Source organism: Rhizobium centroccidentale, from assembly GCF_030182565.1.
In the GTDB taxonomy this organism is placed as follows: domain Bacteria; phylum Pseudomonadota; class Alphaproteobacteria; order Rhizobiales; family Rhizobiaceae; genus Rhizobium.
The window spans coordinates 1-14,797 of the sequence record NZ_JAQJCG010000016.1 but is presented as its reverse complement, the minus strand read 5'-3'; the positions used below and the strand labels follow the sequence as shown (position 1 = coordinate 14,797).

Below are 14,797 nucleotides of genomic sequence, written 5' to 3'. Positions count from 1 at the left end.
TCAGGCTGCCTTGCTTTCACCGCCGGGGTTCATCATTTCCTGCTCGACCGCATCGATCGAGGGGCGCTCGTAGGAGGAGATGGTCTTGCGGCCGTATTCGAGTGCCACCTGCGGCACGGATCCGTTCATGTAGGCAAGCAGCGTCTGCTTCACGATGACGTAGAGGCGGTGCTGCTTGTTGCGCACGACCTTGATCTGGGAGACCAGCGGCGCGCAGACGGAATAGGACAGGATGATGCCGAGGAAGGTGCCGACCAGCGCCGAACCGATGAGGTGGCCGAGCACCTCGGGTGATTCGTTGATGTGGCTCATCGCCTTGATGACGCCGAGAACGGCGGCGACGATACCGATCGCCGGGAAAGAATCGCCCATGATCGTGATCGCGTGATAAGGCTTCATCTTGTCGTGCTGCATCGTCTCGAGCTCTTCGTCCATCAGCGCCTCGATCTCGTGCGAGCGGGCATTGCCAATGATGATGAGGCGGACATAGTCGCAGATGAAAGCCGTCAGATCCTTGTTCTTCAGAACCGTCGGAGCGGCCTTGAAGATCGTCGATTCATCCGGGTTGTCGATATGGGCTTCGATCTCGTTGCGCGACTTGGTGCGCAGGTCGCGCATCAGGGCGTAGAGCACACCGAGCGTGTCGAGATAGTCGCGCTCCTTCGGCACCTTGTGGCTGAAGGCCTCTCCGAGCGCCTTGCCCGAATCCTTCACCACCTTCATCGGATTGGCCATGATGAAGCCGCCGAGACCGGCGCCTGCGATAATGACAAATTCGAAGGGCTGGAACAGCGCGCCTACGTCTCCGCCCATAGCCATGAAGCTGCCTATGATGCAGCCGCAGGTCACTACAAATCCGATAATAATATTCATCGTCGGTCCACACCTGAACGTTGCTTCATACGATGAACTAGGGGACCTGCCTTGCGTGAGGCTGTTCGATGGGCCCCTGAACGTCCTTTTTGCCTTGTCAGCTTCGCACAAGCCAAGCCCTGCAGGATGGCGGGTAAGGGCATCCATGCCCCGCTAACGAAATGTAGGAGCGCCGACGGCGTTTCCTTTCCCGTTATTCTCCAATGTCCGGAGGGCGTTGAAAATGCAGTCTGGTATTTATGTCGCGCTGTCGTCCCAGATGGCGCTCGAGCGGCGTCTGACGACGATCGCCGACAATTTGGCCAACGTGAATACGACGGGTTTCCGTGGTACCGAGGTCAAGTTCGATCAGGTCCTCAGCAATACGCAAAACAAGCTCAACGCCAAGGTCGCCTTCGTCTCGCAGGGCAACGATTATCTCTCCACCGACAATGGCGAACTTCAGAACACCGGCAATCTCTTCGATTTCGCCGTCAAGGGCGACGCCTATTTCGGCATGAACACGCCGGCCGGCCTGGTGTTGAGCCGCGACGGCCGCTTCACCATGACCGAAAGCGGCGCGCTGGTTTCCACGCGTGGCTTCCCGGTCCTCGATCCTGGCGGTGCGCCGATCCAGCTCGACCCCGCTGGCGGTCCGCCGAGCGTCGCGTCGAACGGCACGATCACGCAGAATGGCCGCAGCATGGGTCAGATCGGCCTTTATAGCGCCGACGTCAGCAAGGGCTTCCTGCGCTACGAAAACAGCGGCATCCTGCTGACCGATACGCCACAGCCTGTCATCGACCGCTCGAATATCGGCATTGCACAGGGTTATCTCGAAAACTCCAACGTCAACGGCATGCGGGAAATGACCAATCTGATCGAGGTCAGCCGCGCCTTCGACAATATCAGCACGCTCACCAGCAGCAGTGAAGGCACGCTTACCGACGCCATCAAGACCCTCGGCGGTAGCCAGTAAAGAGGACTTGTCATGGTCGAGGATCGGTTGCCGGAGGGCGCGGTGTCGCTGAAGCTTTCGCATATGGCCGTACTGGCGGGCCAGTATGCGATGGCGGAGAATGCCGTGGCCCATGGCGGTCATGTGCGCACCATCGCTGCCGGACACTATACGGTTGCCGGCCTTTCCAGGCAGGTGCGCCTCGGCGATTTCGTCGCGCATCGATCGCCGACGGGCGTCCACCTCGGCGAAGTCGTTCGCGTCGAACCTGATCTCACCTATGTCTGTCCGATCGAGCCGGGCGAACCGATCGGTATCCAGGACACCATCATCCGTAAAGGTGCCTTCCGCATCGCGCCCGATGACAGCTGGTGCGGCCGCACGATCAACTCGCTCGGCGAGCCGATCGATGGGCTGGGACCGCTGACCGCGGGTCTCGAAGCGCGTTCGATCTCCAACACGGCCCCGCCGTCGATGACGCGCAAGCGCGTCGAAACCGGTTTCAAGACCGGCGTCCGTGCCATCGATATCTTCTCGCCGCTCTGCCTTGGTCAGCGCCTCGGCATCTTCGCCGGCTCCGGCGTCGGCAAGTCGACGCTGCTGTCGATGCTGGCGAGAGCCGAAGCCTTCGACAAGGTGGTGATCGCGCTCGTCGGCGAACGCGGCCGCGAAGTGCGCGAATTCATCGAGGATACGCTGGGTTCCCACATGCAGAAATCGGTCGCCGTCGTTGCGACCAGCGACGAGAGCCCGATGCTGCGCAAGATGGCGCCGCTCTCGGCCATCACCATCGCCGAACATTTCCGCGACAAAGGCGATAACGTTCTTCTGATCGTCGACAGCGTCACCCGTTTTGCCCATGCCATCCGCGAAGTGGCGACTGCCTCCGGCGAGCCGCCGATCGCACGCGGCTATCCGGCATCCGTCTTTACCGAGTTGCCACGCCTTCTCGAGCGGGCAGGCCCGGGACCGGAGGGGACCGGCACCATCACCGCCATAATTTCCATCCTCGTCGATGGCGACAATCATAACGATCCCATCGCCGATTCCACCCGAGGCATTCTCGACGGTCACATCGTCCTGCAGCGCAGCCTTGCCGAGGAGGGGCGCTATCCGCCGATCGATCCGCTCGCATCCGTCTCGCGTCTTGCCCGCAAGGCCTGGACCTCGGATCAGGAGAAGCTGGTTTCTCGCCTGAAGGCGCTGGTACACCGCTACGAGGAAACGCGCGACCTGCGCCTGATCGGCGGCTATCGCCAGGGAGCCGACGCCGATCTCGATATCGCCGTGCGTCAGGTGCCGATCATCTACGACATACTGAAGCAGACGCCGGGCGAAGAGCCGTCGGCGGATGCGTTCACCGATCTTGCGACGGCCCTCAGAAACGCTTCGAGCGGTGTTCCCGCCAGAGCCAAGTGATGGTCATGCACAGCACTACCTCGATTTTCCTTGTCCGCAGCCTGCCGGATATCGCCGAATGTCATGCCGAAAAAGGGGCCAGAAGTGAAAGAATCCGACGCTGACGAACCGGTCGCCCCGCCGAAATCGGCGAGAAGGCGAACCGTTGCGGACAAGGCTCTGGCCTTTACGGGACTGGCGCTTGCCGGCGCCTCTGCCTTCTTCCCCTGGTACGTCTTTCTGAACCCGGACAAGTTCGGCATTCAGGTGGCCGAAGGCGATCGCACCCGCGATTTGCCGAACTGGCCTGGCCGCGCGATCGTCAGCGTGTCGCCGCTCGCCATGGTCAACAAGAATCCTGACCAGCCGAAAGATTTGATTCCCGATCCGTTGACGACGGCGACGGTCAGCAATGCCGGCCGTGAGGACGACAAGGGGCAGCCGGCCGATCAGCAGCCGTTTCCCGGCAAGTCTGCCTTCCAGCTGCTGCATGTCGCCAATGGCCGCGCGCTGATCGAGGACGACACCGGCATGTATGTCGTGCGAGTCGGATCTGTTTTGCCTGACAACAGTCGGTTGGCCTCGATCGAACAGCGAGAGGGAAAATGGGTCATCGTCACCTCGACGGGCGATGTCTATGGCAACAATTGAGGAAAACCCGGAATCGCCCGGATTTCAGGCACTTCGAAGACTTTACAGGAACGCATTTCTCGCAAGTCCCACGCAAGATTATCCCGCTAGATTCACAGTGTAAGAACGGAGAGAAGCCCATGCAACCCATTCAGCTCTTTGACCTGGCCTCGCGGCAAGCCGAGTGGCTCCAGGTACGTCAGCAGGTTGTTGCCGGCAATATCGCCAATGCCAATACGCCGAAGTTTCACGCCAAGGATGTCACGCCATTCCAGGCCGTTCTGGACAACCAGAACGTCGGTATGGTCCGGACCAATCCCGCGCATCTTTCGGGCAGCGAATTCAGCACGAGCGGCAACGTCAACGTAGAGGAAGCGCCGCTCAATCAGGAAATTGGTGTCCAGGAGTCGGGTAACACCGTCGGCCTGGAAGACGAGCTCGCCAAGGCCGGTGACATCAAGCGCCAGTACAGCTTGAACACCGCTCTCGTCGGCTCCTTTCATCGCATGATGTTGATGACCGTAAAACAATAGATGAAGTGAAGATGTCATGGACCCTTTATCAGCCGCATTGAAGATTGCGGGCTCCGGCCTGGAGGCTCAATCGACTCGTCTGCGTATTGTCTCCGAAAATATCGCCAACGCCCGCTCGACGGGCGATACGCCCGGTGCCGATCCCTATCGACGCAAGACCGTAACGTTCGGTGCCGAAATGGATCGCGCCAATGGCCTGACCACGGTCGGCGTCAAGAAACTGGGCCAGGACACGGGCAAATTCGTCGAAGAATACGATCCCAGTAATCCGGCGGCCGACCAGAAGGGCTACGTCAAGATGCCCAACGTCAACATCCTCGTCGAGATGGCCGACATGCGGGAGGCCAATCGTTCATACGAGGCCAATCTGCAGACGGTCAGACAGGCCCGTGATCTCATCTCCTCCACTATTGATCTGCTGAAGAACCAATGATCGACTCGGTTAAGAATATAGCCTCTCTTTCGGCGACCCGCGGCCTTGGCAGCATCGCCACGGATCTGACCTCCGCCGCTTCCAGCGCTCTGAATGCCTCGCCGGCCGTTGCCGCGGGCGTCGATGCAGGAATGAGCTTCGCCTCGGTCATGTCGAATGTCGCGAAGGATTCCATCAACTCGCTGAAGGACGCTGAAAACGCCTCCTTCGCCGGCATCAAGGGCACGATGAGTACCCGCGAAGTCGTCGATAAGGTCATGCAGGCCGATCAGACCCTGCAGACCGCGATCGCACTGCGCGACAAGGTGGTCTCGGCGTTCCTCGATATTACGAAGATGCAGATCTAGCGCGGGGTTTCCCGCTCTAATTAATTGATTTGGCGTGAGTTGTTCGCAAGCCGCTTCGCGGTTTCGAAGGTCCGCCCTGGCTCGAAGGACGAAAGCATGAGAGCGCTCGCAATTGCCGCGACGGGCATGGACGCCCAGCAGACCAATCTCGAAGTGATCGCGAACAACATCGCGAACATCAATACGACGGGTTACAAGCGCTCGCGCGCCGAGTTCTCCGACCTTCTCTACCAGACCGAGCGCGCCAAGGGCATCGCCAACAGGCCGAACCAGGCAGTCGTGCCGGAAGGCGCCAACATCGGCCTTGGCGTTCAGACCGTAGCCGTGCGCAATATCCAGGTCCAGGGCGAGCTGTCGCAGACCCAGAACGAGCTCGACGTGGCGCTCGTCGGTCGCGGCTGGTTCCAGATCAAGATGCCCGATGGCACGACCGCATACACCCGCGCCGGTTCCTTCAACAAGAGTGACACCGGCCAGATCGTCACGCCTGATGGCAACGTGTTGGAGCCGGGCATCACGATCCCGAACAATGCCAGCAGCCTCGCCATCAGCCAGTCCGGCCAGGTGTCGGCGATCATCGGTACGGCGACCACGCCGACGGTGCTCGGCCAGCTACAGATCGCCAATTTCGTCAATGAAGCCGGCCTGCAGCCGATGGGCAGCAACCTCTTCACGCAGACGCCTGCCTCGGGCGATCCCGTCGTTTCCGATCCGAACCAGAACGGCTTCGCCTATCTGAAGCAGAATTATCTGGAATCGTCGAATGTCGATCCGGTCAAGGAAATCACAGATCTGATCACCGCGCAGCGCGCCTACGAGATGAATTCGAAGGTCATCACGACGGCCGACGAAATGGCGCAGATCGTCAGCAAGAACCTGAAGTAGCAAGAGGGACGGGCCGAACATGAGGTTTCGCCGGATGAAAAGCTTGGCAATGGCATGGTTCGCCGCAGCGAGCCTCTCCGTCGTATTCGCGTCGGCTGCGCCGGCCGGCGCAATGAGCGCCGACGGCTCCAGCTTCGGAACCGCCGTGGTGCCGACCGAGACGATCTATCCGGGCGATATCATCAGCAGCGGCCAGCTCGAAGAGGTCGAGGTCACCAATCCAAATCTGAGTGGCGACTATGCCAAGCGGCTCCGCGAGGTCACCGGTCTGGTGTCAAAGCGTACGCTTCTTCCCGGCCGCACCATCTCCATCTCCGCGCTGCGCCAGCCCTATGCGGTAACGCGCGGCTCCAACGTCCGTCTGGTGATGAGCATGGGCAGCATGACGATCACGGCAGCCGGCACGCCGCTGGATGATGGCGCCGTCGGCGACAATGTCCGCGCCCGCAATATGGACTCCGGCATCATCGTCAACGGCACGGTCCTCCAAAACGGCACGATCCGCGTGGTCGCGAAATGAAACGGCTTCGTCAACTACTCGCAATCCTGTTCGCATTGCCGAGCCTGATCGTCGCCGATCCGGCTCTCGCGATGCAATCGCGCATCAAGGACATCGCGTCGCTGCAATCCGGCCGCGACAACCAGCTGATCGGCTACGGCCTGATCGTCGGTCTCCAGGGGACCGGCGACGGTCTGCGTTCCTCGCCCTTTACCGAGCAGTCCATGCGCGCGATGCTGCAGAACCTCGGCATCTCGACGCAGGGCGGCCAATCCGCCGCCAAGAACACCGCCGCCGTCATGGTGACGGCGAACCTGCCGCCCTTTGCAAGCCCGGGCAGCCGCATCGACGTGACGGTCAGCTCGCTCGGCGATGCGACGTCGCTTCGCGGCGGTACGCTGATCATGACTTCGCTCAGCGGCGCCGACGGGCAGATCTATGCCGTGGCGCAGGGCTCGGTCATCGTATCCGGCTTCCAGGCGCAGGGCGCCGCTGCCACGGTGACCGAAGGTGTCACGACAGCCGGCCGCGTGCCCGGCGGCGCCATCATCGAGCGCGAACTGCCGTCGCGCTTCAAGGATTCCGTCAATCTGGTCCTGCAGCTGCGCAATCCGGACTTTTCCACTTCAATTCGCATCGCCGACACGGTCAATACCTGGGCGACCTCGCGTTTCGGTGCGCCGATCGCGGAAGCCAAGGATTCGCAGGAGGTGACGATCGCCAAGCCGAAGATGGCGGACCTGACGCGGCTGATGGCCGACATCGAAAATCTCAACGTCCAGACCGATACGCCGGCCAAGGTCGTCATCAACGAGCGCACCGGAACGATCGTCATCGGCGCCGATGTCCGCGTCTCGCCGGTCGCCGTCAGCTACGGAACGCTGACCGTGCAGGTGAGCGAGAACCCGCAGGTAATCCAGCCGGAACCCTTCTCCGATGGCCAGACGGCGATCCAGGATCAGACCGATATCACCGCCACCAAGAGCGGCGGCCGCGTGGCGGTGCTGGAAGGGCCTGACCTGAAGACGCTGGTCTCCGGTCTCAACAATATCGGCGTCAAGCCGGACGGCATCATCGCCATCCTGCAAGGCATCAAGTCGGCCGGCGCGCTGCAAGCGGAGCTCGTATTGCAATGATATTGACCACTATCGCAAGAAATGCGCTGATTGCCTGCAGTCTTGCGGCGGGCATCTTGCTCTTGTCGCTTGGTACGGCTTTGGCGCAGGAAGCCCCGAAGCCGGTTACCGATCCGGCCTCCAGCCAGGACGAGATTCGTCAGTTCTGCACCAACATTGCCGATCCCGCCCGTGATCAGCGCTACCTGCTGCAGAAGCAGGAGCTGGAAAAGCTGCAGGCCGATGTCGATCAGCGCATCGCCACCATGGACAAGCGCAAGGCCGAATACGAGGACTGGCTGAAAAAGCGCGACGACTTTCTCAAGACAGCGGATCTCGGCCTGGTCGATATCTACAAGAACATGAAGCCGGATGCGGCGGCTGCCAGCCTCAACGATGTGAGGACAGTTGTCGCAGCGGCCATCATTATGAAGCTTTCCGCGCGTCAGTCGAGCCTGATCCTCGCGGAAATGGATGCGAAGAAGGCAGCCGTCATCACCAATATCATCGCCAGCGCATCCGACCCGAATACATCGAAGTCGAAGGACCCCTCATGAACACGCGTCTTACGGCCGCCTGCGCAATCGTCGTCTTCCTCGCCGGTTGCCAGTCGCAGGCCCTCAAGGAAATCGGCAGGGCGCCTGCCATGAGTCCGATCGGCAGCGGCCTGCAATATGCGCAGACGCCGCAGATGTCGCAGTATCCGAAGCGGCCTCATCAGGTCGCGCAGGGCTATTCGCTCTGGAACGATTCGCAGGCCGCCCTCTTCAAGGATGCGCGCGCGCTCAATGTCGGCGACATCCTGACCGTTACGATTCAGATCAACGACAAGGCGAATTGGGACAACGAGACCAATCGCAATCGCACGAACAAAAGCGATATGAACTGGAACATTACCGCCAAGATCTTCGGCTGGCAGCCAAGCACCAATGCCGACGCGACTTCGGGCTCCGACACCAGCACGGATAGCAAGGGCAAGATGCAGCGCTCCGAGCAGATCAACCTTCTGGTCGCAGCTGTCGTGACGGGCATTCTCGAAAACGGCAACCTGATGATCAGCGGTTCGCAGGAAGTGCGCATGAACCAGGAAATCCGCATTCTCAACGTCGCCGGCATCGTCCGGCCGCAGGACGTCACCTCCGACAACACCATTTCCTACGACAAGATCGCCGAGGCCCGCATCTCCTATGGCGGCCGTGGCCGCTTGACGGAAATACAGCAGCCGCCGAGGGGGCAGCAGGCCGTCGACCTGCTCTCGCCGCTCTGATTTGACAGTGAACGGATAGGGATATGGCAGCAGCCTCGGACGAACCGGCAAAGGGCAAGGGATCGCCGATGATCATGATGATCGTCGGGCTACTGGTGCTGACCGCGCTCGGCGGCGGCGGCGGCTGGGTACTGGGAACCATGGTGGCGCCGCGGATCAAGGAGGCCACCGCTGCCGTGCAGGCGATTGCAATGGCCGGCGGCGACAGCAAGCAGGCTGCGGCAGCCGCCCAGGCAAACGGCATCATTGCGCTCGATCCGATCACCACCAATCTCGCTTATCCCTCGCAGAGTTGGATCAGGCTGGAGCTGGCGCTGGTTTTCAAGGGGCCGCCGGACGCGCAGCTCGCCCAGGCAGTCCATCAGGATATCCTTGCTTACATCCGCACGGTTTCCCTGCAGCAGATCGAAGGTGCCCGCGGCCTGCAATATCTTCGGGATGACATTCAGGAGCGTGTTGACCTGCGCTCCGAAGGACGGGTATCGAAAGTTATCTTCAGAACTTTCGTGATCGAATGAGTCGATTAGCACTTGCCCTGTTCATATTCGTCATTGCAGCATTGTCGCCTGAGCTGGCGGCGGCGCAGCAATTGTCGCAACAGCTTCCCACCGATCTGCTGAACGCGCCGGTCAACGGCTCGGTTGCCGCCTGGATCATCCGTACCTTCGGGCTCCTGACGATCCTGTCGATCGCGCCGGGTATCCTGATCATGGTGACGAGCTTTCCGCGCTTCATCATCGCGTTTTCGATCCTGCGCACCGGCATGGGTCTTGCGACGACGCCGTCGAACATGATCCTGCTGAGCCTTGCCCTTTTCATGACCTTCTACGTCATGTCGCCGACCTTCGATCAGGCCTGGAAGGATGGCGTGCAGCCGCTGCTCGCCAATCAGATTTCGGAAGCGGACGCAGTGCAGCGTATCGCCGAGCCCTTCCGCACCTTCATGTCCAACAACACGCGCGACAAGGACCTGAAGCTTTTCGTCGATCTCGCGCAGGAACGCGGACAGACGACCGTGATCGACAACAAGATCGATTATCGCGTCCTCATCCCGGCCTTCATGATCTCGGAAATTCGCCGCGGCTTCGAAATCGGCTTCCTTGTGGTCCTGCCGTTTCTGGTCATCGACCTGATCGTTTCGACCATCGTCATGGCGATGGGCATGATGATGCTGCCGCCGACCTCGATCTCTCTGCCGTTCAAGATTCTCTTTTTCGTGCTGATCGACGGCTGGAACCTTCTGGTCGGCAGCCTCGTCCGCTCTTTCCACTGATATTACGACGGAAGGCGATCACCGGAGCTCTCGCGCCGATGATCGCTGAAACTTACTCGGCGGCGATTGCCGCCGAGTTCTGGTCGTCTTCCATGAACGGTTCCGAGCGCGCCGGCAGTGCTGGCACATCCATGTGATCGGGTGCAAGCCCCTGCTTGGCCCGTGCCGCCATCATCTCGAAGGCCTTCTCCAGATGATGCGTGAAGCGTTCGGCATCGAAGAGCGGCTTGATATAGCGATTGGCCGCCAGCGTTTCCTTGAACTGGGCAATCCGCTCCGGCTGGCCGGCGAGCTGCACCGCCATGTCTTCATAGGCCTTGACGTCGTCAGCCACCAGTTCCGGCAGGCCGATGGCATTCAGTAGGCTTTCGCTCACGCGCGAAGCGAAATTGGTACCCTTGATGGTGAGAACCGGCAGGCCGCCCCAGAGCTGTTCCGAGGTCGTCGTATGGCCGTTGACGGGGAAGGTATCGAGGCCGAGGTCAGCAAGCTGCTGGCGGTCGATATGGTCCTCGTAGCGAATGCGGCTGGTAAAGACGACCCGCTTGCGGTTGACGCCGCGGGCTTCGAGGCGCGACCAGATATTGGCTTCCGCCCGAGGGCCGTTGCACAGCAGCCAGAGCACGCTGTTCTTGCTGCGCTTGAGAATATTGCACCATACGTCGACCATCTGCGGCGTGATCTTGCGGTTGCCGTTGAAGGAAGCGTAGACGAAAGCGTCCTCGGGCAGCCCGTGCTCCGCACGCGTTGTCGGCCGCGGCTTCGGGCGGTTGAGCGGATCGTTCGGCTGGTAGCATTCGGGCAGGCGGCAATACTTTTCGTAGAAATGCGCCTTCGACTGATCCGGCAGGACGTAATGGTCGCCGATGATGTAATCGAGGTCGATGTTGACCGTCGTGCCGGGAAAGCCCAGCCAGGCGACCTGGATCGGAGCGGGCATGTAGTTGAGGATGAAAGCGCGGCTTCCCTTGGTATGCCCCTTGAGGTCGACGAGAATGTCGATTCCGCGGGCGCGGATCGCTTCTGCTGCGGCCTGGTTGGAAAGGCCACGAATGTCGACCGTCGTCCCCAGCGCCGAATAGTCGAAAGCTTCCTCTTTCTGGTGAGCCGCCTCCGAGTGGTCGAAAAGGGTGATTTCGAACCGATCCTTGTCGTGCAACTCGAGGACGCGCTGCATCAGCTTCATCGTCGCATGCCCCGGCCAGAAGTCGGAGGAGAGATAGCCGATGCGGATCTTGCCGCCCCATGTATGCGGCAGCTTACGGCGGGCTTCTGCATGGCCCGCCGGCAATGGATCGGTGTCGTGGACCACGAGCTTGTTAAGCGCCTCGTCGCCGCACCAGTGGAGATGGAAGAAGGGATTGTCGGGAATGACATGATCGAGCTTGCCCTGTGCAAGCGATGCCATGACCGGTGCCATATGTTTTTCGACGACGGCCAGATCGGACACCTCGCGCGCGAAGATCAGGTAGAGCGCGCGGAAAATGACATGGTCGGGATGTTTCTTGAACAGGGTCGTGACGATATGCCGGTTGCTTTCGTCATAGAGATCGTCGGTCAGCAACCTTGCGGCCATCTGGCGATGCTTGAGTTCCGGCCCTTCGACGAGCACCGTCTTGAAGCCGGTCAGCAGGTCTTTTTGCTGGCGGCCGAGGAAGATGCGGCTAAGGACGAAGGCAAGGTCCGGATCCTTGAATGCCAGGGGCAGGATCAGACTTCCGATCGCGAGAGCCTGATCGTCGTTGCCGCAATCGCCATGCAGCAGCAGAGCTTCCCGAAGATAGTCGTCGCGCTGCGGCTTTTGCCGGCCGGCCAGCTCGTAGGCGCTCGCGGCATCCGATCGGAAACCGAGTTTCAGCAGCGTCTTTGCCAGCAGCGCATAGGTCTTGGGCGACCTGTCGACGTTCAGCAGCTCGTTCAGCGTTTCGAGGGCGCGTGTATATTGGCCCTTTTGATAGAAGCCGGACGCTGTCACAAAGGCATTTTTCGTATTCACGAGCGAGAACTCCGAGCGATATGTTGACTGGCTTCCGCCGAAAGGCGAGGGCCGGCATCATGGATTCGCTTCATGATCCCTCACGGAGCTTGCCTGAAACCGAAGCACCGGTCGAAATTGCCTTTACGGATTCTTAGCCACGTTCCAGAGAGGCGGTGTCCACCGGCTTCTGATTTAAGAAATTGGCAAGCAATGGGTGCGACCTTCCTCGCGACATGACGGGTTTGGTCCTCTAGGAAAATGGATCGAGGGGCATGAAGCTGCTCCGTCATCGCCGGTATTTCCAGTCCGGTATGTCCTCCTTTTGTATCCAGTTTCCAGGGGACAACTCTATGACCAGCATTATCACCAACAATTCCGCAATGGCCGCCCTCCAGACGCTGCAGAACATCAGCGGCAACCTGCAGAACACGCAGCAGGCTGTTTCTTCCGGCCTGCGCATCTCCAAGGCGTCCGACAACGCTGCTTACTGGTCGATCGCCACGAGCATGAAGTCCGACAACAGCGCCATCGGCGCCGTTTCCGACGCCCTCGGCCTCGGCGCTGCCAAGGTTGACACCGCATCGACGGCCGTCACCAGTGCGATCGACATCGTCGGCCAGATCAAGGACAAGCTTGCAACCGCCATGGAAGGCTCGGTTGACAAGGGTTCCGTTCAGGAAGAAATCGGCCAGCTGCAGCAGCAGCTGCAGAGCGTTGCCCAGTCGGCTTCGTTCAACGGCGAAAACTGGGTCATGGCCGCAAACAACGGCTCGGCTTCTGTTGTTTCCTCGTTCATCCGCGGTACCAACGGCACCGTTTCGGTCAGCACGACCTCTTACGCCTTCAACACCGGCGCAACCGGCAACGTTCTGTTCGGCGCCAATACAGCCGGCACGATCGACACGGCTTCGGGCATCCTCGGCACGAAGGACACCACGGTCGGCGCGTCGGTCTTCAGCCTCGACATCAGCAAGATGACGTCTGGCCAGATTTCCAGCGCGCTCAACATGGTTCAGACCGCTCTGAACTCCATGACCAGCCTGGGTTCGAAGCTCGGCTCCATCTCCAGCCGCATCGACCTGCAGACGAGCTTCGCTTCCTCGCTCTCCGACTCGATCCAGTCGGGCGTTGGCAAGCTGGTTGACGCCGACATGGAACAGGAATCGAGCAAGCTCTCCGCTCTGCAGACGCAGCAGCAGCTGGCCATCCAGTCTCTGTCGATCGCCAACTCCTCGACCCAGTCGATCCTGTCGCTCTTCCGTTAATAGGAAGCGCCAACGCTGCGCGTTGGTCGAAAATCCTAAACAACAAGTTAACCGCGCCTGCCTAAGGCGCGGTTTTTTTTATATTTTTAGGCCAAACGCAGTTCAGCTTTTCTTAACTATATTGCTGTTTCTTAAGACCATCGAAGCGGCGAGTTAACCTTAACGAATTTGGTTAGCAGGCATGATGCTGAATGCCGTTACCGGTTTTAGGTCCGGAATGTCCCTTATCCAACCACTGCCAAAGGGGCAAATATCATGACGAGCATTCTTACCAACAACGCCGCAATGGCTGCTCTCCAGACGCTGCGCACTATCGGCACGAACCTGCAGGATACGCAGAGCGCGGTTTCTTCCGGTCTGCGCATCTCCAAGGCTTCCGACAACGCTGCTTACTGGTCGATCGCCACCAGCATGAAGTCCGACAACAGCGCCATCGGCGCCGTTTCCGACGCTCTCGGTCTCGGCGCTGCCAAGGTTGACACGGCGACCACCGCCGTCACCAGCGCCATCGACATCGTCGGCCAGATCAAGGACAAGCTTGCAACCGCGATGGAACCGTCGGTCGACAAGAAGTCGGTCCAGGAAGAAATCTCGCAGCTCCAGCAGCAGCTGCAGAGCGTTGCCCAGTCGGCTTCGTTCAACGGCGAAAACTGGGTCATGGCCAAGAGCGGCGATTCCGCTTCGGTCGTATCGTCCTTCATCCGCGGCACCAACGGCACCGTTTCGATCAGCTCGACCTCTTACGCTTTCGACACCGGCGCAACCGGCAACGTTCTGTTCGGCGCCAATACAGCCGGCACGATCGACACAGCTTCGGGCATTCTCGGCACGAAGGACACCACCGTCGGCGCTTCGGTCTTCAGCCTCGACATCACCAACATGACGGGTGGTCAGATCTCCAGCGCGCTCAACATGGTTCAGACCGCTCTGAACTCCATGACCAGCCTGGGTTCGAAGCTCGGTTCGGTTTCCAGCCGCATCGACCTGCAGACGACCTTCGCTTCCTCGCTCTCCGACTCGATCCAGTCGGGCGTTGGCAAGCTGGTTGACGCCAACATGGAAGAAGAATCGAGCAAGCTCTCCGCTCTGCAGACGCAGCAGCAGCTGGCCGTTCAGTCCCTGTCGATCGCCAACTCCTCGACCCAGCAGATCCTGTCGCTCTTCCGTTAATAGGAAGCGCCAGCACGCCTTGGCTGGCCATACAGGAAAACGACTTTGCCGCGCCTTCTCCGGAAGGCGCGGTTTTCGTTTTGGCGCGGAAATCCAGCCGCTCCATCTCTTTGGCTTCACGCAATCCCGGACGGAAAACCGCTTGTCTTATGACTTTGTCTCGTTTTAGGCGACAATGGATTGCCGCCTGTGGG

Annotated in this window: 17 protein-coding genes; 15 read left to right on the top strand and 2 right to left on the bottom strand. The window is 60.2% G+C overall.

Annotated elements, in window-relative coordinates:
- Entirely contained in the window at positions 1 to 873 is an 873-nt protein-coding gene (gene motA, locus PH562_RS20220) for a flagellar motor stator protein MotA (protein WP_095433943.1), read from the bottom strand.
- Positions 874 to 1,096: 223 nt separating this feature from the next.
- Here motA and flgF point away from each other — a divergent pair, with 223 nt between their 5' ends.
- From flgF to fliP, 13 genes are all read left to right on the top strand, one after another.
- Positions 1,097 to 1,831, top strand: a complete 735-nt coding sequence (flgF, locus tag PH562_RS20215; RefSeq protein ID WP_285175292.1) for a flagellar basal-body rod protein FlgF — start codon at positions 1,097 to 1,099, stop codon at positions 1,829 to 1,831.
- Positions 1,832 to 1,843: 12 nt separating this feature from the next.
- Positions 1,844 to 3,229, top strand: a complete 1,386-nt coding sequence (gene fliI, locus PH562_RS20210; RefSeq protein ID WP_113229320.1) for a flagellar protein export ATPase FliI — start codon at positions 1,844 to 1,846, stop codon at positions 3,227 to 3,229.
- An 84-nt stretch (positions 3,230 to 3,313) separates the two neighbouring features.
- Positions 3,314 to 3,859, top strand: a complete 546-nt coding sequence (locus PH562_RS20205; RefSeq protein ID WP_113229406.1) for a flagellar protein — start codon at positions 3,314 to 3,316, stop codon at positions 3,857 to 3,859.
- 119 nt (positions 3,860 to 3,978) lie between these two features.
- Positions 3,979 to 4,371, top strand: coding sequence for a flagellar basal body rod protein FlgB (gene flgB / locus PH562_RS20200; protein ID WP_113229319.1), 393 nt, complete (start codon positions 3,979 to 3,981; stop codon positions 4,369 to 4,371).
- 16 nt (positions 4,372 to 4,387) lie between these two features.
- Positions 4,388 to 4,804, top strand: coding sequence for a flagellar basal body rod protein FlgC (gene flgC, locus PH562_RS20195; protein ID WP_092709099.1), 417 nt, complete (start codon positions 4,388 to 4,390; stop codon positions 4,802 to 4,804).
- On the top strand, positions 4,801 to 5,151 hold the full coding sequence (fliE, locus tag PH562_RS20190) for a flagellar hook-basal body complex protein FliE (protein ID WP_285175286.1): 351 nt from the start codon (positions 4,801 to 4,803) through the stop codon (positions 5,149 to 5,151). The genes flgC and fliE overlap by 4 nt, the downstream gene beginning before the upstream one ends.
- Positions 5,152 to 5,247: 96 nt before the next feature.
- Positions 5,248 to 6,036: a flagellar basal-body rod protein FlgG gene (gene flgG, locus PH562_RS20185; RefSeq protein WP_113229405.1), complete on the top strand. Its 789-nt coding sequence runs from the start codon at positions 5,248 to 5,250 to the stop codon at positions 6,034 to 6,036.
- A 34-nt stretch (positions 6,037 to 6,070) separates the two neighbouring features.
- Positions 6,071 to 6,556 carry a flagellar basal body P-ring formation chaperone FlgA gene (gene flgA / locus PH562_RS20180; protein WP_374821788.1) on the top strand — a complete coding sequence of 162 codons (486 nt, stop codon included), beginning with the start codon at positions 6,071 to 6,073 and terminating at the stop codon, positions 6,554 to 6,556.
- Complete coding sequence (locus PH562_RS20175) at positions 6,553 to 7,671, top strand: flagellar basal body P-ring protein FlgI (RefSeq protein WP_113229316.1); 1,119 nt, start codon at positions 6,553 to 6,555, stop codon at positions 7,669 to 7,671. The genes flgA and PH562_RS20175 overlap by 4 nt, the downstream gene beginning before the upstream one ends.
- The gene (locus PH562_RS20170; RefSeq protein WP_285175281.1) at positions 7,668 to 8,207 is read left to right on the top strand and encodes a MotE family protein; all 540 of its coding nucleotides are present in this window, start codon (positions 7,668 to 7,670) and stop codon (positions 8,205 to 8,207) included. The genes PH562_RS20175 and PH562_RS20170 overlap by 4 nt, the downstream gene beginning before the upstream one ends.
- Positions 8,204 to 8,917 carry a flagellar basal body L-ring protein FlgH gene (gene flgH / locus PH562_RS20165; RefSeq protein ID WP_113229314.1) on the top strand — a complete coding sequence of 238 codons (714 nt, stop codon included), beginning with the start codon at positions 8,204 to 8,206 and terminating at the stop codon, positions 8,915 to 8,917. The genes PH562_RS20170 and flgH overlap by 4 nt, the downstream gene beginning before the upstream one ends.
- 23 nt (positions 8,918 to 8,940) lie before the next feature.
- The gene (locus PH562_RS20160) at positions 8,941 to 9,435 is read left to right on the top strand and encodes a flagellar basal body-associated FliL family protein (RefSeq protein WP_285175279.1); all 495 of its coding nucleotides are present in this window, start codon (positions 8,941 to 8,943) and stop codon (positions 9,433 to 9,435) included.
- Entirely contained in the window at positions 9,432 to 10,190 is a 759-nt protein-coding gene (gene fliP, locus PH562_RS20155; RefSeq protein WP_285175276.1) for a flagellar type III secretion system pore protein FliP, read from the top strand. Before PH562_RS20160 ends, fliP begins: the two co-directional genes overlap by 4 nt.
- A gap of 52 nt (positions 10,191 to 10,242) precedes the next feature.
- On the opposite strand, the gene PH562_RS20150 is transcribed toward fliP, so the two are convergent.
- Positions 10,243 to 12,186 (bottom strand): O-linked N-acetylglucosamine transferase, SPINDLY family protein, encoded by a 1,944-nt coding sequence (locus PH562_RS20150; protein WP_285175274.1) that lies wholly within the window; start codon positions 12,184 to 12,186, stop codon positions 10,243 to 10,245.
- 332 nt (positions 12,187 to 12,518) lie between these two features.
- On the opposite strand from PH562_RS20150, the gene PH562_RS20145 reads away from it, so the two are divergent.
- Complete coding sequence (locus PH562_RS20145; protein WP_113234034.1) at positions 12,519 to 13,433, top strand: flagellin N-terminal helical domain-containing protein; 915 nt, start codon at positions 12,519 to 12,521, stop codon at positions 13,431 to 13,433.
- Positions 13,434 to 13,688: 255 nt separating this feature from the next.
- Positions 13,689 to 14,603, top strand: a complete 915-nt coding sequence (locus tag PH562_RS20140; protein ID WP_113229311.1) for a flagellin N-terminal helical domain-containing protein — start codon at positions 13,689 to 13,691, stop codon at positions 14,601 to 14,603.
- Positions 14,604 to 14,797 lie beyond the last annotated feature (194 nt).

What these genes read in the sequence shown, in the direction of transcription:
- PH562_RS20170 (WP_285175281.1), top strand. Translation starts at nt 7,668, where the DNA reads ATGATATTGACCACTATCGCAAGAAATGCGCTGATTGCCTGCAGTCTT.
- fliI (WP_113229320.1), top strand. Translation starts at nt 1,844, where the DNA reads ATGGTCGAGGATCGGTTGCCGGAGGGCGCGGTGTCGCTGAAGCTTTCG.
- flgC (WP_092709099.1), top strand. Translation starts at nt 4,388, where the DNA reads ATGGACCCTTTATCAGCCGCATTGAAGATTGCGGGCTCCGGCCTGGAG.
- flgH (WP_113229314.1), top strand. Translation starts at nt 8,204, where the DNA reads ATGAACACGCGTCTTACGGCCGCCTGCGCAATCGTCGTCTTCCTCGCC.
- fliE (WP_285175286.1), top strand. Translation starts at nt 4,801, where the DNA reads ATGATCGACTCGGTTAAGAATATAGCCTCTCTTTCGGCGACCCGCGGC.
- flgF (WP_285175292.1), top strand. Translation starts at nt 1,097, where the DNA reads ATGCAGTCTGGTATTTATGTCGCGCTGTCGTCCCAGATGGCGCTCGAG.
- flgB (WP_113229319.1), top strand. Translation starts at nt 3,979, where the DNA reads ATGCAACCCATTCAGCTCTTTGACCTGGCCTCGCGGCAAGCCGAGTGG.
- flgA (WP_374821788.1), top strand. Translation starts at nt 6,071, where the DNA reads ATGAAAAGCTTGGCAATGGCATGGTTCGCCGCAGCGAGCCTCTCCGTC.
- PH562_RS20160 (WP_285175279.1), top strand. Translation starts at nt 8,941, where the DNA reads ATGGCAGCAGCCTCGGACGAACCGGCAAAGGGCAAGGGATCGCCGATG.
- PH562_RS20145 (WP_113234034.1), top strand. Translation starts at nt 12,519, where the DNA reads ATGACCAGCATTATCACCAACAATTCCGCAATGGCCGCCCTCCAGACG.
- PH562_RS20175 (WP_113229316.1), top strand. Translation starts at nt 6,553, where the DNA reads ATGAAACGGCTTCGTCAACTACTCGCAATCCTGTTCGCATTGCCGAGC.
- flgG (WP_113229405.1), top strand. Translation starts at nt 5,248, where the DNA reads ATGAGAGCGCTCGCAATTGCCGCGACGGGCATGGACGCCCAGCAGACC.
- fliP (WP_285175276.1), top strand. Translation starts at nt 9,432, where the DNA reads ATGAGTCGATTAGCACTTGCCCTGTTCATATTCGTCATTGCAGCATTG.
- motA (WP_095433943.1), bottom strand. Translation starts at nt 873, where the DNA reads ATGAATATTATTATCGGATTTGTAGTGACCTGCGGCTGCATCATAGGC.
- PH562_RS20140 (WP_113229311.1), top strand. Translation starts at nt 13,689, where the DNA reads ATGACGAGCATTCTTACCAACAACGCCGCAATGGCTGCTCTCCAGACG.